Origin of the sequence: Janthinobacterium fluminis (assembly GCF_028595325.1) — a bacterium.
Classification (GTDB): domain Bacteria; phylum Pseudomonadota; class Gammaproteobacteria; order Burkholderiales; family Burkholderiaceae_D; genus Janthinobacterium; species Janthinobacterium fluminis.
On the sequence record NZ_JAQQXR010000003.1, the window covers coordinates 426,925 to 446,188 of the forward strand.

Sequence of the window (19,264 nt, forward strand, 5' to 3'; positions counted from 1 at the left end):
GCCGCCATATTCGGCGATCATCTGTGGCACTGTAAATATTGTCTTGCAGTAAGTAGTATTAAAACTTGCATATGTTGCCAGACACCGTATTCTAAAAATGCAAGCAGGCTGCGGCAAATGGCGGGAGCTGGGACACAGAGATGGCATTGAAAATACGACGCATTACCGTGAGCGAGCTCGCGGTGGGGCAGGCGCTGGCCTGGGACGTGCATGGCGAAAGCGGCGGCCTGCTGGTCAAGAAAGGCCATGTGGTCGCCAGCGACAGCCAGCTCGACCTGTTGCTGGAGCGCGGCTTCATCGAGGCCGACGACGGCCATGCCACGCTGACCTTCGCCGACCCGCCGTCGGCGCTGCGCATGTTGAACCTGGCGCGCGGCCAGTTGCACCTGGTGCTGGACGACATCGTCGGCGGCGGCCGCGACGCCATCCACGCCAGGCTGGACGCCGTGGCCGGCCTGGTCGAGGAGGCCGTCGAACTGGACCGGGACGTGGCGCTGGCCTGCATACTGCTGAACCAGGAAGTGGGCCAGTACGCGACGCGCCACAGCGTCGACACGGCCGTCGTCGCGCTGCTGATGGCGCGCGCGCTGAAACTGCCGGCGGCCGAGGCGCGCAGCCTGGTGCTGGCCGCGCTGACGATGAACGTCGGCATGTTGCAGCACCACGAGCGCTTCCAGTGCACGGCCGCGCCGCTGGCCGGGCCGGACCTGGCCTATCTGCGCGCCCACCCGCAGGCCGGCGTGGATCTGCTGCGGGCGGCCGGCATCGACGACGCGGCCTGGCTCGACTGCGTGCTGCAACACCATGAAAACGACGACGGCAGCGGCTACCCGCACGGCCGGACGGCGGTGCAGATCGGCGGCGCCGCGAAGATCGTCATGCTGGCCGACCGCTACTGCGCCCGCGTGTCGGCGCGCAACTACCGCAAGACCATGCTGCCGAACGCGGCCCTGCGCGATATTCTGCTGGAGGGGAAGGAAACGGTGGACGCGCATCTGGCCTCGGTGCTGCTGCACGAGCTGGGCATCTACCCGATCGGCACCCACGTCAAGCTGCTGTGCGGCGAAGTGGGCGTGGTGACGCGCCAGGGCGTCAATTCCACCACGCCGCACGTGCTGACCCTGCTCAACCCCTGGGGCAGCAAGCTCGACGTGCCGCTGCGCCGCGACACCAAGAGCGAGCGCCACGGCATACGCGAAGTGCTGGGCGCCGAACAGGCCGCGCTGAGCTTCCGCCTCGACCAGTTGTGGGGCCGCTCCGCCAGCCTGTAGCGCGGCTAGTTCAGCAAGCCGTCCAGGCGGCCCTGGGCGGCCAGTTCGCGCAGGATGCGGATCGTGTCGATGTCGGACTCCTGGTAGGCCGAGCGGCGGAAATCGTCATACATGGCGTTGGCCGCGTCGGCCGCCGCGTCGTGGCCGTCGTCGTACTGGAAGCGCACCCACAGCGTGTCCGGCGTCGGCGTCTCTATCGTCATCACCAGGCTGGACGGGCTGATGTCCTTCTGCGCCGCCACCTCGTAGCGCACCTGCTGCTGCGGCGACAGCAGCACGCGGTCTTCGATGCGCAGCTCGCCGTAGCGCAGGCTGCGGCTGAAGCCCGTCTCGTCGCGCGCCGTGATGGCGCACTCGTCCAGATGCGGCACGAACAGCATCGGCGACTCGGCGCGCAACACCAGGCCGCGCCACAGTTGCTCGTGGCTGAGGGAGTCGATCAGCGGATTGAGGGGATCGTTAATTTCGATCAAATGTTCAAATTTCATTGGAGTGCCGTCATAGAAGTGGGAGCGCGCAGCGCCCGTCAGGGCGAATGGTAACGCACAGGCGGGCGGGTCCGGAAGTCGGGACCGGCGAGGCGCAGCCTGTCCGGCCCACGCCGATTGTATCAACGATGGCGTGGGCGCCGCTTGCGCCAGCTCTGCGGCCGCGTCCGCAGACTATTTGAAGCGCAGGGAATCGCGCATATTGGACAGATTGTGGCCGATGCCGCCGGCCACGGCGACCAGCACAAAACCGATTTTTTCAGGGGCGACCTGGAAATACAGCATGGCCAGGATCGACAGGCCGCAGGCGATAATCGGCAGCCACAAGGTGCTGACCATGGCATGCGCTTCGAATCGGGAGTCGCCTATTTTTTCTTTTCCCGATTCCCTGCCGAATACATGCTTGGAGAGTAATTGCGAGCTGACGTAGCCGAAAATCAGCGTGGCGGCCGCGGCCCCCGCCCATTTGCGCGCCATCGCATCGGATATGGCGGGGAAAAATGCCAATCCGAAGGCAAGCAAGGCCAGCACGGAAACCAGCAGGCATAGACGGTCGTGGGATTTCAGGGTCATGGGTCGGCTTGGCGAAATAGTTGAAGTGAGGGCGGTGCCGCCAGCGACACTGTACACCGCTTGCCGTGTCCTGGCGGTGTAAAGGTCGCTGCGGTCAGTCAATTCCGGGAATATGCGAGCGCGTAAAAGAAACGCGCCGGCATATATTAATTACAAGAATATAACTTTTTTCATCAATTCGTCGTTGCCGCCGATGTAGCCGCCGACGATGCCGCCGGCCGACTGGCCATATTTCCCGCCAATGGCGCCACCCCAGACCGCGCCAATGACGGCGCCGCCCGGACCAAATGCGGAACCGACAAACGCGCCGATGGTGCCGCCCAATGCCCGCCCGCCCATTTGACCAGCGACCATGCCCACGGCGGCGCCCACTGCGGCGCCTTCTGCGCTTGCGCCGGAGACAGCGTCAATTTCTTGTAAGGTCAATGTTTGCATAAAATATTCCTCTATATAGTTATTAAATATCCAAGATGGCTTATTAAATAAGCCTGGGAATATCTTATGGCAATATTCTAAAAAAGAAAACATTTATTTTTTATCAAATCCGGCGCCGCGCGAACGCGCCCCCGAACGATTTGGCGGCCGGCTATTTCCGCCCTGCGGGCGCGCCGCGCCGCCGGCCCCGGCCGGGACGCTGATACAATGCCCCGTCGTCCGCCCTCCCCGAAAACCATCCCCGATGTCCAAAGCACCCCAGTTCGGCCTGAACATACCGCAAAGCGAAGCCGTGACCTATCTGGACGGCCCCTGCCTCGTGCTGGCCGGCGCCGGCTCGGGCAAGACGCGGGTGATCACGCAGAAAATCGCCCACCTGATCGAGGACCGCGGCTACGACCCCCGCTCGATCGCCGCCCTGACCTTCACCAACAAGGCCGCGCTGGAGATGCAGGAGCGCATCGCCAAGCTGCTCAAGCAGCCGCGCCAAGCCAAGCAACTGACGGTGTCGACCTTCCACTCGCTGGGCGTGAAAATCCTGCGCCAGGAAGCCAACGGCGTCGGCCTGAAGGACCGCTTCTCGATCATGGATAGCGACGACTGTTACGCGCTGGTGCAAGACCTGGCGTTGACGACGGACAAGCAACTGGTCCGGCGCATCCAGAACGACATGTCGCTGTGGAAAAACGGCCTGGTCGACCCGGAGATGGCGCTGAACCAGGCCAAGGACGAGGACGAGGCCCAGTCCGCGCGCATCTACCGCAGTTATGTGGCGACGCTGGCGGCCTACCAGGCCGTCGATTTCGACGATCTGATCCGCCTGCCTGTGGAATTATTCCGCAACAACGAGGCGGTGCGCGACCGTTGGCAGCGGCGCCTGCGCTACCTGCTCGTCGACGAATACCAGGACACCAACACCTGCCAGTACGAGCTGGTCAAGCTGATGGTCACCGGCATCGGCAAGAAACCGATGTTCACGGCCGTGGGTGACGACGACCAGGCCATCTACGCCTGGCGCGGCGCCACCGTGGAAAACCTGAAGACGCTGGAAGTGGACTTCCCCGACCTGCGCGTCATCAAGCTGGAGCAGAACTACCGCTCGACGATGCGCATCTTGAACGCGGCCAACGCCGTCATCGGCAACAACCCCAAGCTGTTCGAGAAATCGCTGTGGTCCGAGCACGGCTTGGGCGAGCCCATCCAGGTGATGGGCATGCAGAACGACGACCAGGAGGCCGAGCAGGTGGCCATCATGATCTCGGCCGACCGCTTCGAGCGCAAGAACAAGTATTCCGACTACGCCATCCTGTACCGCGGCAACCACCAGGCCCGCGTCATCGAACAGTCGCTGCGCAAGGAGCGCATTCCCTACACGATCTCCGGCGGCCAGAGCTTCTTCGACAAGGCCGAGATCAAGGACATCATCAGCTACCTGCGCCTGCTGGCCAACGAGGACGACGACCCGGCCTTCATCCGCGCCGTGACGACGCCGCGGCGCGGCGTCGGCCAGGCCACGCTGGAAGTGCTGGGATCGTTCTCGGGCAAGTGGCAGTGCTCGCTGTTCCAGGCCGTCTTCAAGGGCGGCATCGAGGCGCTGCTGACGGACCGCCAATTGCTGCCGCTGCGGCAGTTCTGTACCTTCATCAACCAGCTGGAGGCGCGCGCCAGCCGCCCCGGCCCGTCCGGCAGCGGCGAGAACGCCGCCGAGGTGCTCGACGACATGATGAAGGAGATCAACTACGAGTCGTATTTGTACGACAGTTTCGAGGAGCGCCAGGCGCAAAGCCGCTGGCAGAACGTGCTCGACTTCACGATGTGGCTCAAGGAGCGCGGCTGCGGCGGCAAGGACAAGTCCGGGCCGGAGAAAAACCTGCTGGAACTGACGCAGATGGTGGCCCTGATGACCATGCTGGAGGGCAAGGACGAAGAGCCGGACGCCGTGCGCATGTCGACCCTGCACGCCTCGAAGGGGCTGGAGTTTCCCCACGTCTTCCTGGTCGGCGTCGAAGAAGGCATCCTGCCGCACAAGGGCGACCCGGACGCGCCGGCCGAGACCATGGGCGCGCGCATCGAGGAAGAGCGGCGCCTGATGTACGTGGGCATCACGCGGGCCCAGCGCACGCTGCGCATCACCTGGTGCAAGAAGCGCAAGCGCGCCGGCGAGCAAGTGCATTGCGACGTGTCCCGCTTCATCAAGGAAATGCAGCTCGACGTCGGCGACGCCGTGCCGACCGAAGCCGAAACCATCTCGCCGAAGGAGCGGCTGGCGCGCATGAAGGCGCTGCTGGCGGCGCCCAAGGCGTGACAGCCCAAGGCGTGACAAATATCCTACTATTAAACTGAAAATTGTCGTGCTAGCATGGGTATCAGCCAATCCGGCTTGAACTCATGGAGGTGACAGTGACTGTACATACCAGACTTCTTTGCCGGATCGCCGGCGCCGCCCTGCTGGGCGCCCTGCTGGCACCCACATTCGCGGCCGAGCTGGTCAGCAAGCCGGAGGCGGAAACGATGGTCAAGAAAACCGTCGCCTACCTGAAGGCCAACGGCAAGGACAAAACCTACACCGAAATCGGCAACAAGACGGGCCAGTTCACCGACCGCGACCTGTACATGGTCGTGTACGGCCTCGACGGCGTTGTCCACGCGCACGGCGCGAACGCGAAAATGGTCGGCAAGAACCTCATGGAAATCAAGGACGTCGACGGCAAGGCCTTCGTCAAGGAGCGCGTCGACATGGCGAAGAAAAAAGTCCCGTTCTGGCAGGAATATAAATTCACCAATCCCGTCAGCGGCAAAATCGAGCCGAAGGCCATGTACTGCCAGCCGCACGAAGACCTGATCGTCTGCGGCGGCGTCTACATCAAATAAACCGGGTGCCGGGGGCCAGCATGCGACGTCGCGGCATGCCGACACGCCCCCAGTTGCTCGCCGGCCGCCCCGGGCGGTTAAAATGCCCGTTTTACCGCCCCGGAGCACCTTGTGAGCAATGAAGAACGTTTTATCGATATCGAAATCAAACTTGCGCACCAGGAAGACCTGGTCGAGTCGCTGAACCAGATGGTCTACCAGCAAGGGCGCCGCATCGACCAGCTCGAAGCGATGCTGAACAAACTGGGCGAGCACATGCGCAACAATGCCCAGTCCGGCGCCGGCCCGGTCAACGAACCGCCCCCCCATTACTGATCGCGGCAAGCCGTCCCGGACGGCAGTTCAGCGGCACCGCATGAGCGGCATCAATATCCTGTAGGGGGCGCCACAATCTGGCATCGCCGCCCATGTTCGTCCCGTATAATAAATTGGCGGAAAGCGAGGTCCGCCCGCGACATCACTCCGGGAGCAGGTGCCAGCGCGTAAATTTGTCTCCCGTGAGCACAGTCCGGCCTCGGATGAGCGGACGAAAGGGGAACAAACATGCGCACTTTCGCACACCGTTTGGGACAACACCGCCAGTCGCACCCCGGCCCGGGATGGGAGCCCGCCCTCGGCAAGCCAGCCGCACAGCGGCTGCGGCAAAGTGACGGCGGCAATGAACAAGAACACGCCCCTGGCGCCGGCCTGTGCCGGGGCGGCCACGACTTCAGCCACATCCCCACCCACTGCGCCGCACCGGCCCGCATACAAACGAAGCTGACGGTCAGCGCGCCCGGCGACCGCGACGAACAAGAAGCGGACCGCGTCGCCGACATGGTGATGCAGGCGCCCGGGCAGGACAAGCGCGCCGGCCTGAAAGGAATCGAAGACGAAGACGAACCCATGAAGTCGATGGCCGCCGAAAAGGCGCTGGTCCAGCGCAGCACAAGCCGGGGCGCCGCCGGCCCCGCCCTCGACGCGCACACCGCCAACCGGATCGAGGCAATGCGCGGCGGCGGGCGGGCCTTGAGCGCAGCCGAACGGGGCTTCATGGAACCGCGCTTCGGCGCCGATTTCAGCGCCATAAAAATCCACACCAACCACGAGGCCGACGCCCACAGCCGCGCGCTGCGGGCGCGCGCCTTCACGCTGGGCCAGGACATCTTCTTTCGCGGCGGCGCCTACACGCCGGGCAACGCCGACAGCCGGCGGCTACTGGCGCACGAACTGACCCATACCATCCAGCAAGGCGCGGCGGGTTCGCGGCACAGCGGCGCGCGCGACACGGCCGCGCGCCAATTGCAGCGGCAAGCCGACGCCGGCGTCCCCGCTGTCGCCCCCGTTGGCCTCGCGGCGTTGAATTTCCTCCCGGTCATCATGGACCAGATTCCGGCGGGCTGGGGCGTCACGGCGGAGGACGACGCCGTCATCGACATCACCGCATTCGCCAGCGGCGCCAGCTGGAAATGCGTCATCACGACGGCGAACCAACAGGCCCGCCAGGGCGTCCGGCTGCTGCCGGGCGTCACCGAAGTCACGGCCGCGAGCGTCGCCGCCGAAGCCAGTTGCGCCACGCTGCAAACGATGATTACCAGCCTCAACACTGTGGCCAACCAGGGCGCCCATTCCGGCTTCTACATGCTGTCGGCGGTCCAGGCGCACGAAAACCTGCACATCACGCAATACCGTGGCGACATCGCGCCCCACTACGCCACGCTGAAGACGGCCGTCGAAGCCTTGAGCGTGCCGGCAGCCGGCATTGCCGACGCGGCGGCGGCCAAGGCGGCCATCAAGGCCCTGCCGGCTTTCACGGCGGCAATGGCGACCTTCCACGCGGGCGACGTGGCCGCCAACAACAAGACGGCCGCGCACACCTTGGCGGCATCCTTCAACGTGGTCGAGCACGCCGTCGTCGACCCGATGATCGCGACGATCCGGACGCGCAAGACGGCGCTGGCATGTCCGCCCTAAGCGGTGCCCTGCTCGCATGCGCGCTGACTTTCTCAAACTGCATAGCGGCCCCCCAGACCAAAGAGGCAAACATGTTTCCAGACCATGCACATTGCGTTACCGACCCGGAGAGCAATCTCGAAGCCAGCCTGAGCGTAGCGCAAGGGAGCGATGGCGGCGCTGCCGCAGTCGACGTCGAGCTGCGCAATCCGTCCGCAGACGAGGTGGTACTGAAGGTCAACGCCGAAACGTCGGCCTTCATCATGCTGACGGTAACCGACGGGCAAGGGACGGTACTGTCCAAACCTGCCAAGAAATTTAACTCGTCGGAAACCCAGCGCTATGAAACGGTGCGCATCGGGGGCGGGGGATCGCATCGCTGGCGCGTGCCGCTGGCCGCCCAGCTCGACGCGGGCGCGCTACCGGAGGCCGGGCTGAAGGGGCGGCTGGTCGTCAACGTCGCGCTGCTCTTCAATAAAGCTGGTGGCGGCCGAGGCGCCGATAACGGATATCAGAGCGCCCTGCTGACGCTGTTCGACATGGACATTTTCTTCACGCCGACGGCGCTGCGCGGCTTTTAAACTGGACAAGACCAGACCCCGTTTGGTTTTCTCTCAGTCGAGAATCGCACGAAGACGCGCGAGGGTATCTTCAACGACAAATTCAGGGGCAGTCTCGATTCGCTTTGCGCCACGGGCCTCAAGATCGAGCATGCGAATTTGGTTCACGAGCGCCACCCCTTGCGTCTTGGTTCCGGCCCCGCTCAACGAGGCGGCAAATCCGGTTCTAAACCAACCATCACAATGTCGCCCCACGCGAACTTGACGGGCCTCACCATGCTTCACGGCCTACCGGAGGCGCGTTACCCCATGCTGCCATATCCGCAGGCTCCCGTGCGCTGTTGTCGCACTGGGCAAGCAGATCATTCAAGGAAAACGCAGGGCGCTTTGCTTTCAGGAGAACACCATCTGCCCTGACATCAACGGTCAATTTATCGCCCAATGTAACTTTGAGCACACCCAGGAGTTCAGTCGGCAACCGCACCGCCGCACTGTTGCCCCACTTTTGAACTGACAATTCCATAGATCCTCCAATGTTTATTCATTGTAGATTCGCCCTGTCCGCGAAGCCAAGAAAAGAGGAAAAAAGTGCACTAAGGTCTGGTTATGCTGGACAATGTAGAAAATAAGATACTGCCAATGACGGGAAGGGGCTGAGTCAAGGTTTGCGATTTCGATATCAATCCGATATGGTTTGCGCATAGACCCAAGCAGTCAAGAGTTTGATATGTGGACCCATGTCCGCTGTGTCGTCGGAGAACACTTGTTTTACGAAAGCTTGCTATCGGCCAGGTGCGGGCTTTGTTGAGTTCGTGGAGTGGCCTACGCACCGCAATTGACAAGTCGAAGAGGTGCTGCAAATGAAATTGCTACGTCGAACTGCTGCCTTAGTCGAGCATGAGGCAATAGAGGGAGAGTTTGTTCGATTAGAGCTTTTGGATGATGCTGCATTCCAAATTGCACGGGGCCGACATTTGGCTCGACGTCCTATGCCGGCGAGGACCGACAATGCAGGCGTAACCTTTGTGCTTTCACTGTTTGGTGCCCCAACATGCCTTCTTTTTGGCCTGATTAAGGGGGACAGCGTACTTTTGAGTTTATCAATCTTCTGGCTAATCGTAGGCTTTGTCCTGTTTTTCTACTTGGCGCTAGCCGCAAGATACTGGCGTGAGCACCGCGCTATCATCTCGGAAGAGTTGCGGCGCTACGGGGCGGCTTCATTCGGATGAAGTCTAGGACTTGCTGATGGTGGGTAACAAATGGTGCCTATCCGCCATTCCAGCGAGCGGCTTATGGCAATCGCTGAATCAAATGTTGAAGTCCATCCATCGCATCACCCCAACGTCTACTTCGGAGCGTAAGCTGTCAGTCAAACAACGTTCATATACAAGGTTAACAAGGATAAAAACGATGGGTAAGGGAAGACTGGAAGCATTCAGCGATGGCGTCATCGCGATCATCATCACCATCATGGTGCTGGAACTGAAAGTACCGCATGTGGCTGACTGGGCGGCGTTGCAGCCGCTGATTCCGGTGTTCCTCAGCTATTTGCTGAGCTTCATCTACGTCGGTATTTACTGGAACAACCACCACCACATGCTGCACGCGGTCACGCGCGTGGACGGCCGCATTTTGTGGGCCAATCTGCACCTGCTGTTCTGGCTGTCGCTGATCCCCTTCGTGACCGGCTGGGTCGGCGAGAACCACGTCGCATCGGTGCCGGTGGCCCTGTACGGCGTCGTGCTGTTGATGTGCGGCCTGGCGTACAAGCTGCTGGCGCTCGCCTTGGTCGCCCACCACGGCAAGGATTCGTCGCTGGCGTTGGCGTTGGGAAAAGACCGCAAGGGTCTGGTGTCCGTCGCCGCCTACGCGCTGGCGATTCCGCTGTCGATGCTGCACGCGTGGATAGGCGTCGCCTTCTATGTCGGCGTCGCCGTGCTGTGGTTCATCCCCGACCGCCGCATCGAGAGTCGGTTGGCGCCTTGAGCCGGCCCCAGGCAGATCGCCGCAATGCCGAAGCAAGGGCCGCTCCGGCGCCGCCGACATCGCCGGCGAACCGTTTATATCGTTGCTGATGACTCAATGGTTCTCTGCTGCTATGATCTGGCGCTTAGCCCGCCATAGTCCGCCACTATCGCGACCTCTGTTGTACTACCATTGAAAGATGTTATGGCCCGTCCTCAAATGCTCGTCCTCGCCGCCAGTATTTTGCTGGCCCATGTCGCCCACGCCGCACCAGCGGCCCCAGCCGCCATGATTGCCGCCGTCAATCCCTTCTTCCAGGCCAGCCCGCTGCCGCTGCATATGCCGCAGTTCGACAAGATCCGCAACGAGCACTATGCGCCGGCGTTTGCCGAGGGCATGAAGCGCCAGTTGGCCGAGGTCGAGGCCATCGCCAACAACGCCAAGCCGGCCACCTTCGACAACACCATCGTCGCGCTGGAGCGCAGCGGCCAGTTGCTGGGCCGGGTGCGCGCCGTGTTCGAGAACATGTCGGGCGCCAACACGAACGAGGCGATGGAGGAGATCGAGCGCGACCTGTCGCCGAAGCTGGCCGCGCACAGCGACAGCGTCTTGTTGAACGACAAGCTGTACCGGCGCATCGCCACACTGTACGCGAAGCGCGACAAGCTGGGCCTGAACGCCGAGGCGAAGCGCCTGCTGGAACGCTATAACACCGATTTCGTCCGCGCCGGCGCCAAGCTGTCCGCCGCCGACAAGGAAACGCTGAAGGGCTACAACGGCGAACTGGCCGCGCTGGCGACGGCGTTCAGCCAGAACCTGTTGAAGGAAACTAATGCGCTGGGCTTGCTGGTGGACACCCGCGCCGAGCTGGACGGCATGACGGCGAACGCCATCGACACGGCCGCCGCCGCCGCCAAGGCCGCCGGCCAGGACGGCAAGTTCCTGATCGCGCTGACCAACACGACGGGCCAGGCGCCGCTGGCGGTGCTGACGAACCGCGCCGTGCGCCAGCGCCTGATGGAGGCGTCGATGACGCGCGGCAGCCGCGGCGGCGAGTTCGACAACCGCGCCGCCGTCGTCAAGCTGGCCAAGCTGCGCGCCGAACGGGCCTTGCTGCTCGGTTACCCGAATTACGCCGCCTACGCGCTGGAAGACCAGACGGCGAAGACGACGCTGGCCGTCAATACGCTGTTGTCGGACCTGGCCAAGCCGGCCGTGGCCAACGCGCGCCGCGAGGCGGCCGACCTGCAGGCCCTGGTCGACGCGGAAAAAGGCGGTTTCCAGGTCGGCGCCGCCGACTGGGCCTTCTACACGGACAAGCTGCGCGCCTCGCGCTTCAATTTCGACGAGAACCAGTTGAAACCGTATTTCGAGTTGAACAGCGTGCTGAACAATGGCGTCTTCTACGCCGCCACAAAGTTGTACGGCATCACCTTCAAGGAGCGCAAGGATTTGCCGGTCTACAACCCGGACGTGCGCGTGTATGACGTCATCGACGCCAACGGCAAGCCGCTGGCCCTGTTCATCGCCGACTTCTATGCGCGCAGCAACAAGCGCGGCGGCGCCTGGATGAACGAATATGTGTCGCAGTCGAAGTTGCTGGGCACGCATTCGGTGGTGGCGAACCACTTGAACATTCCTAAGCCGCCGGCCGGCGAGCCGACCTTGATGACCTTCGACGAGGTCACGACCCTGTTCCACGAGTTCGGCCACGCGCTGCACGGCATGTTCTCGGACGTGACCTATCCGCGCTTCTCCGGCACCAGCGTGCCGAGCGACTTCGTCGAGTATCCGTCGCAGGTCAACGAGATGTGGGCCGTGTGGCCGGAAGTGCTGCAGAACTACGGCAAGCATTACCAGACGGGCGCGCCGATGCCGAAGGAGTTGCTGGACAAGGTGATGGGCACGAAGAAGTTCAACCAGGGTTTCATGACGACGGAATACCTGGCTGCGTCGCTGGTCGACCAGCGCTGGCATCAATTGACGCCGGCGCAGGTGCCGTCCGACGTGCTGGCGTTCGAGGCGGCCGCGCTGAAGGAGGCCGGCGTCGATTTCGCGCCGGTGCCGCCGCGCTACCGCACGACGTATTTCTCGCACAGTTTCTCGGGCGGCTATTCGGCCGCCTACTATGCCTACCTGTGGAGCGAGAAGCTGGACGCGGAATCGGTTAACTGGTTCAAGGAAAACGGCGGCTTGCTGCGCAAGAACGGCGACTGGTTCCGCCAGAAGCTGCTGGCGCGCGGCGGCACCGACGACGCGCTGCAGTTGTTCCGCAACTTCCGCGGCCGCGACGCCAAGGTCGATGCGCTGCTGGAGCGCCGCGGCCTGGCCGGCAAGTAAGCCGTCCGCCAGCCGCGCCTGTGCGCCGCCCGCCGGCGGCGGTGCACAGGCGGGGCCGGACTCCGGGGGCCGGCCCCGGTCCTTGCTATCATGCCGTAGTGCGCCGCTTGGATTTTTGCCAAACTAGTGCTTCGGCAGTATGTGCGTTATCAATAAATATGAGTAAGATGTAACTATGAACGAGCAGGATTTACATGGCGTGACGCTGGAGGCGATCGTAACGCGCTTGCAGGCGCATTACGGCTGGGCCGAGTTGGCCAAGCGTATCGATATCAATTGCTTTATCAGCGAGCCCAGCGTCAAGTCTAGCCTGAAGTTTTTACGCAAGACCCCGTGGGCCAGGGCCAAGGTGGAGCAGCTCTACCTCGTGACGCAGTTTACCAATTGACGGGAAATAGCATGGACAGCAATCTGAAGGCATCGTTAAAAAACCTGCGCGCCAAATTGGCGCTCACCGGTCCTGTCGATGAGGAGTTGCAGGAATTGTTGTTGCAGCTGGACGGGGACATCAAGCAGTTGCTGGAGCGCCGCGTCGAGGATACGCAGGACAGCACCACCTACGGCCTGGCCGAGCGCACCCAGGAAATCTCTGCCAAGTTCGCGGTCCAGCACCCGCAGCTGGAGCCGGCGCTGCGCGAGCTGGGCACGATCCTGGCGAACATGGGCATCTGAACCGCTGCGGGGCCGCCGGCCCCGCTGGCCTGATCGTCAAGGGAACGCCAGCATAGGCGGTTCCTCGCCGCCGAAGCTCACTTCCGGATGGCGCCGCTCTATCATCGACTCGATTTCCTTCACGCGCCGCACCGGCACGTCGACGATCAGCAACACCTGCCCGCGCGAAATGCGCTCGGCGAAGCGCGCCAGGCGCGTGTTCGGCACGGCCGCCGCGTTCATGCCGGAGGCCCAGGCGCCGAAGATGGCGCCGCCCAGCGCGGCCACCAGGATGGCCACGGTGCGCAGCGTCAGGCCGTCGGGCGGGAACATCACCAGGAAGATGCCGGCGCCCAACCCGGCCACGCCGCCGATCAGCATGCCCAGTTGGGCGCCATGCACGAGGTCGGTTTTCTCCAGCGCGTTCAAGTCCGGCATGTCGGGCAGCAAGGTGCCTTCGCGCGCCAGGAAATGCATGTGGCGCTCCTCTATCCGGGCCAGCAACAGTTCGTCGAGCATGGCGCGTCCGCTCGCCACGCTGGGTAACATAAAGTACAGTCTGCGACGCATGGCGTTCTCCTCGTTGCGATGGTGGTCTCTTAGTTATAGTAGGCGCGATAATAAAATGCAAACGCCATTTGCGGATGGCGCCGCCATCGCCCGTTTTTCTTGGGTAAACTTCACAAGTGATTGAAAAATAAACGTTTTTTTTCATAAAATTGTGCCGTAAAGGCGCTGGCTTGAGGCCGCGCCTTGACATTTCCGGTACAATTCGTTCCATATGAGCTCCCCTACCAATTTATTTGCGACCGTTCCTAAACGGTCTGCCCGCGCTGCCGTCGCGCCTTTCCTGCCCATGTCCCGCGCCGAAATGGACGCGCTGGGCTGGGACAGTTGCGACGTCATCCTCGTCACCGGCGACGCCTACATCGACCACCCCAGCTTCGGCATGGCCCTGGTCGGCCGCCTGCTGGAGGCGCAAGGCTTCCGCGTCGGCATCATCAGCCAGCCGGACTGGCTGTCGGCGGACGCCTTCCGCGTGCTGGGCAAGCCGAAGCTGTATTTCGGCATCACCGCCGGCAATATGGATTCGATGGTCAACCGCTACACGGCCGACCGCAAGATCCGCTCCGACGACGCCTACACGGCCAACGCCGAGCCGAACAAGCGCCCCGACCGCGCCGTCACCGTGTACGCCCAGCGCGCCCGCGAGGCGTATGCGGACACGCCCATCGTCATCGGCAGCATCGAGGCCTCGCTGCGCCGCATCGCCCACTACGATTACTGGTCGGACAAGGTGCGGCGCTCCGTGCTGCCCGATTCCAAGGCCGATATTTTGCTGTTCGGTAACGCCGAGCGGGCCCTGGTCGACCTGAGCCACCGCCTCGCCGCCGGCGAGGACATCAAGGACATCCGCAACCTGCGCGGCACCGCCTTCATGGTGGCGCCGGGCTGGCTGCCGGCCGAGGACTGGTCGGTGGCCAATTCGACCCGGGTCGACGTGCCCGGCAAGGTCGACGCCCACCACAACCCCTACGCGATGGCGCAGGAGGACAAGACGGCCTGCGCCACCGACAACGCGGCCGCCGCGCCGGAAGTCGTCAAGCCGATCCGCATCATGTCGCGCGAGGAGCGCCTGGCGCAGGCCAAGGAGCAGCACGACAAGACCGTCGTGCGCCTGCCGGCCTACGACGTCGTCAAGGACGACCCGGTGATGTACGCCCACGCCTCGCGCGTGTTCCACCTGGAATCGAACCCCGGCAACGCCCGCGCCATGGTGCAGGCGCACGGCGAGCGCGACGTCTGGATCAACCCGCCGCCGCTGCCGCTGGCGATGGACGAGATGGACGGCGTCTACGACATGAACTACGCGCGCGCCCCCCACCCCAGTTACGGCAAGGCGCACATCCCGGCCTGGGAAATGATACGTTTCTCGGTCAACATCATGCGCGGCTGCTTCGGCGGCTGCACCTTCTGCTCGATCACCGAGCACGAGGGCCGCATCATCCAGAGCCGCTCGGAACCGTCCATCCTGCGCGAAATCGAGCATATCAGGGACAAGACCAAAGGCTTCACCGGCACCATTTCCGATATGGGCGGCCCGACGGCGAATATGTACCGGCTGGCCTGCAAGGACAAGTCCATCGAAGTGTCGTGCCGCCGCCTGTCCTGCGTCTACCCGTCGATCTGCGTCAACCTCGGCACCGACCACAGCAAGCTGATTTCCTTGTACCGCAAGGCGCGCGCGATTCCCGGCATCAAGAAAGTGCTGATCAGCTCGGGCCTGCGCTACGACCTGGCCGTGCGCTCGCCCGAGTACGTGAAGGAGCTGGTCACCCACCACGTAGGCGGCCTGCTGAAGATCGCCCCCGAGCACACCGAGGAAGGCACGCTGTCGAAGATGATGAAGCCGGGCATAGGCGCCTACGACGAGTTCAAGGAAATGTTCGACCGCTTCTCGCTGGAAGCCGGCAAGAAGCAATACCTGATCCCGTACTTCATCGCGGCCCACCCGGGCACGACCGACGTCGACATGCTGAACCTGGCGCTGTGGCTGAAGAAGAACAACTTCAAGCTGGACCAGGTGCAAACCTTCATGCCGACGCCGATGGCGATGGCGACGACGATGTATCACACGCGCAAGAATCCGCTGCGCAAGGTGACGGCCGAGTCGGAAGTCGTCGAAACGGCCCGCAGCGGCAAGATCCGCCGCACCCACAAGGCTTTCCTGCGTTACCAGGACCCGGCCAACTGGCCGATCCTGCGCGAGGCGCTGGTGGCCATGGGCCGCGGCGACCTGATCGGCAATGGCGACAAGCACCTGATCCCGGCCTGGACCTCGTCCGAGGCGGGCGGCCTGGCCGCCGGCGAGCGCAGCCGCCAGACCTCCGGCGCGGGCACGCCCGACAAGTTCAAGGCGGCGCCGGGCAAGAGCCGTATCGCGCTCGGCGGCACGGCCGCCGCGCCGAAGGTGACGGCCGTGGAGTCGAAGGTGCGGCCATCCATCCTGTCGACGATCAAGACCAAGGCCAAGCCGGCCGCGCTGCCGCCCGGCGGCAAGCCGGGCGCCAAGTCGGCGCGTGGCGGCGCCGGCGCCGGCGCCGGCGCCGCCCGCGGCGGCCGCAAGTAAGCGCCGCCCGCTGCCGCTTCGCCGGGGGCGGCAGCACAAGGCGCCTTGAAAAAATGGCGCGCGGCCCAATCTTTCCTCTGAGGTAGGCGCCCCGCGCCTACGCTCGCCTTTCCTCTGCGCAAGCCCCGCCCCCGGCGGTGATGTCCAGACGTATATTTCCTCCTGCAGAGGCTTCATCCACATCACTTTTTCCGAGGTGCTTTATGGGTATGCTCAGCAATATTTTCAACAAGATCTTCCACCGCGATGCGCCCGCCGAGGCCGCGCCTGCGGCCGCCGCGCCGGCCGCCGAAGCCAGCGCCGCCAGCCCGGCCGCCGCGCCGGTGGCGATGCAAGAAGTCGACGTCGAGGCCCTGCTCAACGACAAGGCGCAGCAGCACGCCGAAAAGCTCAATTGGCGCAGCTCCATCGTCGACCTGCTCAAGTTGCTTGAACTCGACAGCAGCCTGGCCGCCCGCAAGGAGCTGGCGCAGGAATTGCATTTCAGCGGGGACAGCAACGACTCGGCGTCGATGAACATCTGGCTGCACAAGCAGGTGATGAACAAGCTCGCGGCCAATGGCGGCAAGGTGCCCGCCGAGCTGAAGGACTGATCCCCCACCGCGGCCGGCCGGCGTTTCCGGCGGCCGCTCCCGAAACGGCAGGAACAGGGATAATACTGTTCTTCTTATGCACGGCGCGATAGTCAAAATGTATCAAAACTATTGCAACAATCAATTTTGCATATGAACGAAAACACCGTAAACTACGTTTCATTGATTCACCACACCACGAGGAAACTACTATGTCTCTGATCAACACCCAAGTTAAACCATTCAAAGCAACCGCCTTCCACAACGGCAAATTCGTCGACGTCAGCGAAGCATCGCTGAAGGGCAAATGGTCGGTGTTCGTGTTCTACCCAGCCGACTTCACCTTCGTTTGCCCGACCGAACTGGAAGACCTGGCCAACAACTACGCCGAATTCCAAAAACTGGGCGTGGAAATCTACGGCATTTCGACCGACACCCATTTCGCCCACAAGGCATGGCACGACACCTCGGACGCGATCAAGAAAGTGAACTACCCGCTGATCGGCGACCCGACCACCATTCTGTCGCGCAACTTTGAAGTGCTGATCGAAGAAGAAGGTCTGGCACTGCGCGGCACCTTCGTCATCAATCCGGAAGGCCAGATCAAAGTGCTGGAAGTGCATGACAACGGCATCGGCCGCGACGCTTCCGAGCTGCTGCGCAAAGTCAAGGCAGCGCAATACGTGGCCTCGCATCCGGGCGAAGTGTGCCCAGCGAAATGGACCGAAGGCGCCGCCACGCTGACCCCGTCGCTGGACCTGGTCGGCAAGATCTAAGTCGTTGTAAGCAGTCATCGATGCCGGACCGGCCGGTCCGCTCCGGCATCCGCTCTTCTGTAAAAATAAGGAAAAAATCATGTTAGACGCTACTCTCAAAACCCAGTTGAAAGCCTATTTGGACAAGGTCGTGCAGCCGATTGAGATCGTCGCGTCTCTCGATGACAGCGCCAAGTCGGTGGAATTGCGCGAACTGCTCCAGGAAATCGAACTGTTGAGCGAGCGCATCACGCTGGTGGAAAGCGGCGGCGACGCCGAGCGCAAACCCTCGTTTAGCATCAACCGTGCCGGATCCGATGTGGGCGTGCGTTTCGCCGGCATCCCGATGGGCCATGAATTCACGTCGCTGGTGCTGGCGCTGCTGCAAGTGGGCGGCCACCCGGTCAAGCTGGATGAGGCGGTGATCGAACAGATCCGCAATCTGGACGGCGACTACGCGTTTGAAACCTATATTTCCCTGAGCTGCCAGAACTGCCCGGAAGTGGTGCAGGCGCTGAATGTGATGTCGATCATCAATCCGCGCATCCGCAGCGTGACCATCGACGGCGGCGTCTTCCCGGCCGAGGTCGAGGAGCGCCAGATCATGGCCGTGCCGACGATCTACCTGAACGGCGCCGTGTTCGGCCAGGGCCGCTCCGGCGTCGAAGAGATACTCGCCAAGCTGGACAGCAATGCCGGCGCCCGCCAGGCCGAGCAACTGAGCAAGAAAGACGTCTTCGACGTGCTCATCGTCGGCGGCGGCCCGGCCGGCGCGGCGGCGGCCATCTACGCGGCGCGCAAGGGCATCCGCACCGGCGTGCTGGCCGAGCGCTTCGGCGGCCAGGTGCTCGACACCCTGGCGATCGAGAACTTCGTCTCCGTCAAGGAAACCGACGGCCCGCATTTCGCCGCCGCGCTGGAACAGCACGTCAAGTCGTATGAAGTCGACATCATGAATATGCAGCGCGCCGCCAAGCTGGTGCCGGGCAAGCTGATCGAAATCACCACGGCCGGCGGCGCCGTGCTGAAGGCGAAGTCGGTGGTGCTGGCGACGGGCGCGCGCTGGCGCGAAATCAACGTGCCGGGCGAGAAGGAATACCGCAACCACGGCGTGGCCTATTGCCCGCACTGCGACGGCCCCCTGTTCAAGGGCAAGCGCGTGGCGGTCATCGGCGGCGGCAACTCCGGCGTCGAGGCGGCGATCGACCTGGCCGGTCTGGTCAGCCACGTGACCTTGATCGAATTCGGCGCCGAACTGCGCGCCGACGCGGTGCTGCAGCGCAAATTGCACAGCCTGCGCAACGTCACCGTCATCACCTCGGCGCAAACGACGGAGATCCACGGCGACGGCAAGAAGGTCAGCGGCCTGAGCTACAAGGAGCGGAACACGGACGCGCTCAAGCAAGTCGAACTGGAAGGCGTGTTTGTGCAGATCGGCCTGGTGCCGAACAGCGAATGGCTGAAGGGCACGCTGGCCCTGTCGCGCCACGGCGAGATTGAAGTGGACGCCCGCGGCCAGACCTCGATCCCCGGCGTGTTCGCGGCCGGCGACGTGACGACGGTGCCGTACAAACAAATCGTCATCGCCGTCGGCGAGGGCGCGAAGGCCGCGCTGAGCGCCTTCGACCACCTGATCCGCTCGGACGACGAGGAGCTTGTCGCAGAGCCGGCGGAAAACCTCGCGCTGACGGCGTAAAACAGCCGGTAAAGCTGGGGACAGA

Annotated in this window: 19 protein-coding genes and 1 pseudogene; 14 read left to right on the forward strand and 6 right to left on the reverse strand. The window is 63.2% G+C overall.

Annotated elements, in window-relative coordinates:
* Nucleotides 1–167 precede the first annotated feature (167 nt).
* Nucleotides 168–1,271, forward strand: coding sequence for an HD-GYP domain-containing protein (locus OIK44_RS10565; RefSeq protein ID WP_273670706.1), 1,104 nt, complete (start codon nt 168–170; stop codon nt 1,269–1,271).
* Nucleotides 1,272–1,276: 5 nt separating this feature from the next.
* Here OIK44_RS10565 and OIK44_RS10570 read toward each other — a convergent pair whose 3' ends face one another.
* The 3 genes from OIK44_RS10570 to OIK44_RS10580 all read right to left on the reverse strand — a co-directional run bounded on the left by OIK44_RS10570 (nt 1,277) and on the right by OIK44_RS10580 (nt 2,860).
* Entirely contained in the window at nt 1,277–1,759 is a 483-nt protein-coding gene (locus OIK44_RS10570) for an SRPBCC family protein (RefSeq protein ID WP_273670707.1), read from the reverse strand.
* Between the two features lie 174 nt (nt 1,760–1,933).
* Nucleotides 1,934–2,434: a hypothetical protein gene (locus OIK44_RS10575; RefSeq protein ID WP_273670708.1), complete on the reverse strand. Its 501-nt coding sequence runs from the start codon at nt 2,432–2,434 to the stop codon at nt 1,934–1,936.
* Nucleotides 2,435–2,482: 48 nt separating this feature from the next.
* On the reverse strand, nt 2,483–2,860 hold the full coding sequence (locus OIK44_RS10580) for a hypothetical protein (RefSeq protein WP_273670709.1): 378 nt from the start codon (nt 2,858–2,860) through the stop codon (nt 2,483–2,485).
* Nucleotides 2,861–3,011: 151 nt separating this feature from the next.
* Between OIK44_RS10580 and OIK44_RS10585 the strand changes: the two genes are divergently transcribed.
* The 5 genes from OIK44_RS10585 (at nt 3,012) to OIK44_RS10605 (ending at nt 8,151) form a co-directional block, all read left to right on the forward strand.
* Complete coding sequence (locus OIK44_RS10585; RefSeq protein ID WP_273670710.1) at nt 3,012–5,072, forward strand: UvrD-helicase domain-containing protein; 2,061 nt, start codon at nt 3,012–3,014, stop codon at nt 5,070–5,072.
* Between the two features lie 95 nt (nt 5,073–5,167).
* Nucleotides 5,168–5,638 (forward strand): cache domain-containing protein, encoded by a 471-nt coding sequence (locus OIK44_RS10590; RefSeq protein WP_273670711.1) that lies wholly within the window; start codon nt 5,168–5,170, stop codon nt 5,636–5,638.
* Between the two features lie 111 nt (nt 5,639–5,749).
* On the forward strand, nt 5,750–5,953 hold the full coding sequence (locus OIK44_RS10595; RefSeq protein ID WP_273670712.1) for a SlyX family protein: 204 nt from the start codon (nt 5,750–5,752) through the stop codon (nt 5,951–5,953).
* Between the two features lie 228 nt (nt 5,954–6,181).
* Nucleotides 6,182–7,591, forward strand: a complete 1,410-nt coding sequence (locus OIK44_RS10600) for an eCIS core domain-containing protein (protein WP_273670713.1) — start codon at nt 6,182–6,184, stop codon at nt 7,589–7,591.
* Between the two features lie 71 nt (nt 7,592–7,662).
* Entirely contained in the window at nt 7,663–8,151 is a 489-nt protein-coding gene (locus OIK44_RS10605) for a hypothetical protein (protein WP_273670714.1), read from the forward strand.
* 33 nt (nt 8,152–8,184) lie between these two features.
* Here the strand turns inward: OIK44_RS10605 and OIK44_RS10610 are convergent.
* Together OIK44_RS10610 and OIK44_RS10615 are read right to left on the reverse strand one after the other, a co-directional pair.
* Nucleotides 8,185–8,352 (reverse strand): annotated as a pseudogene (locus OIK44_RS10610) (type II toxin-antitoxin system PemK/MazF family toxin); the annotation flags it as partial.
* 49 nt (nt 8,353–8,401) lie between these two features.
* The gene (locus OIK44_RS10615) at nt 8,402–8,653 is read right to left on the reverse strand and encodes an AbrB/MazE/SpoVT family DNA-binding domain-containing protein (RefSeq protein ID WP_273670715.1); all 252 of its coding nucleotides are present in this window, start codon (nt 8,651–8,653) and stop codon (nt 8,402–8,404) included.
* Between the two features lie 887 nt (nt 8,654–9,540).
* Between OIK44_RS10615 and OIK44_RS10620 the strand changes: the two genes are divergently transcribed.
* The 4 genes from OIK44_RS10620 to OIK44_RS10635 all read left to right on the forward strand — a co-directional run bounded on the left by OIK44_RS10620 (nt 9,541) and on the right by OIK44_RS10635 (nt 13,107).
* A complete protein-coding gene (locus tag OIK44_RS10620) occupies nt 9,541–10,116 on the forward strand; it encodes a TMEM175 family protein (RefSeq protein WP_273670716.1) in 576 nt (191 codons plus the stop codon).
* Between the two features lie 183 nt (nt 10,117–10,299).
* On the forward strand, nt 10,300–12,435 hold the full coding sequence (locus OIK44_RS10625; RefSeq protein ID WP_273670717.1) for a M3 family metallopeptidase: 2,136 nt from the start codon (nt 10,300–10,302) through the stop codon (nt 12,433–12,435).
* 175 nt (nt 12,436–12,610) lie between these two features.
* Entirely contained in the window at nt 12,611–12,823 is a 213-nt protein-coding gene (locus tag OIK44_RS10630) for a VF530 family protein (RefSeq protein ID WP_273670718.1), read from the forward strand.
* Nucleotides 12,824–12,834: 11 nt separating this feature from the next.
* Nucleotides 12,835–13,107, forward strand: coding sequence for a DUF4404 family protein (locus tag OIK44_RS10635; RefSeq protein WP_273670719.1), 273 nt, complete (start codon nt 12,835–12,837; stop codon nt 13,105–13,107).
* A gap of 36 nt (nt 13,108–13,143) precedes the next feature.
* Here OIK44_RS10635 and OIK44_RS10640 read toward each other — a convergent pair whose 3' ends face one another.
* Nucleotides 13,144–13,656 (reverse strand): DUF1269 domain-containing protein, encoded by a 513-nt coding sequence (locus OIK44_RS10640; RefSeq protein ID WP_273670720.1) that lies wholly within the window; start codon nt 13,654–13,656, stop codon nt 13,144–13,146.
* Between the two features lie 286 nt (nt 13,657–13,942).
* On the opposite strand from OIK44_RS10640, the gene OIK44_RS10645 reads away from it, so the two are divergent.
* From OIK44_RS10645 to ahpF, 4 genes are all read left to right on the forward strand, one after another.
* Nucleotides 13,943–16,216: a YgiQ family radical SAM protein gene (locus OIK44_RS10645; protein ID WP_273670721.1), complete on the forward strand. Its 2,274-nt coding sequence runs from the start codon at nt 13,943–13,945 to the stop codon at nt 16,214–16,216.
* 203 nt (nt 16,217–16,419) lie between these two features.
* The gene (locus OIK44_RS10650) at nt 16,420–16,809 is read left to right on the forward strand and encodes a DUF3597 domain-containing protein (RefSeq protein ID WP_273670722.1); all 390 of its coding nucleotides are present in this window, start codon (nt 16,420–16,422) and stop codon (nt 16,807–16,809) included.
* A 191-nt stretch (nt 16,810–17,000) separates the two neighbouring features.
* Complete coding sequence (gene ahpC, locus OIK44_RS10655; RefSeq protein WP_273670723.1) at nt 17,001–17,564, forward strand: alkyl hydroperoxide reductase subunit C; 564 nt, start codon at nt 17,001–17,003, stop codon at nt 17,562–17,564.
* Nucleotides 17,565–17,643: 79 nt separating this feature from the next.
* Entirely contained in the window at nt 17,644–19,239 is a 1,596-nt protein-coding gene (ahpF, locus tag OIK44_RS10660) for an alkyl hydroperoxide reductase subunit F (protein ID WP_273670724.1), read from the forward strand.
* Nucleotides 19,240–19,264: the final 25 nt, after the last annotated feature.

Excerpts from the sequence above, each read along its gene's own strand:
- OIK44_RS10580 (WP_273670709.1), bottom strand. The coding sequence starts at position 2,860 with ATGTTTTCTTTTTTAGAATATTGCCATAAGATATTCCCAGGCTTATTT.
- OIK44_RS10635 (WP_273670719.1), top strand. The coding sequence starts at position 12,835 with ATGGACAGCAATCTGAAGGCATCGTTAAAAAACCTGCGCGCCAAATTG.
- OIK44_RS10585 (WP_273670710.1), top strand. The coding sequence starts at position 3,012 with ATGTCCAAAGCACCCCAGTTCGGCCTGAACATACCGCAAAGCGAAGCC.
- OIK44_RS10570 (WP_273670707.1), bottom strand. The coding sequence starts at position 1,759 with ATGAAATTTGAACATTTGATCGAAATTAACGATCCCCTCAATCCGCTG.
- OIK44_RS10620 (WP_273670716.1), top strand. The coding sequence starts at position 9,541 with ATGGGTAAGGGAAGACTGGAAGCATTCAGCGATGGCGTCATCGCGATC.
- OIK44_RS10650 (WP_273670722.1), top strand. The coding sequence starts at position 16,420 with ATGGGTATGCTCAGCAATATTTTCAACAAGATCTTCCACCGCGATGCG.
- OIK44_RS10630 (WP_273670718.1), top strand. The coding sequence starts at position 12,611 with ATGAACGAGCAGGATTTACATGGCGTGACGCTGGAGGCGATCGTAACG.
- OIK44_RS10640 (WP_273670720.1), bottom strand. The coding sequence starts at position 13,656 with ATGCGTCGCAGACTGTACTTTATGTTACCCAGCGTGGCGAGCGGACGC.
- OIK44_RS10625 (WP_273670717.1), top strand. The coding sequence starts at position 10,300 with ATGGCCCGTCCTCAAATGCTCGTCCTCGCCGCCAGTATTTTGCTGGCC.
- OIK44_RS10605 (WP_273670714.1), top strand. The coding sequence starts at position 7,663 with ATGTTTCCAGACCATGCACATTGCGTTACCGACCCGGAGAGCAATCTC.
- OIK44_RS10615 (WP_273670715.1), bottom strand. The coding sequence starts at position 8,653 with ATGGAATTGTCAGTTCAAAAGTGGGGCAACAGTGCGGCGGTGCGGTTG.
- ahpF (WP_273670724.1), top strand. The coding sequence starts at position 17,644 with ATGTTAGACGCTACTCTCAAAACCCAGTTGAAAGCCTATTTGGACAAG.
- ahpC (WP_273670723.1), top strand. The coding sequence starts at position 17,001 with ATGTCTCTGATCAACACCCAAGTTAAACCATTCAAAGCAACCGCCTTC.
- OIK44_RS10645 (WP_273670721.1), top strand. The coding sequence starts at position 13,943 with ATGTCCCGCGCCGAAATGGACGCGCTGGGCTGGGACAGTTGCGACGTC.
- OIK44_RS10600 (WP_273670713.1), top strand. The coding sequence starts at position 6,182 with ATGCGCACTTTCGCACACCGTTTGGGACAACACCGCCAGTCGCACCCC.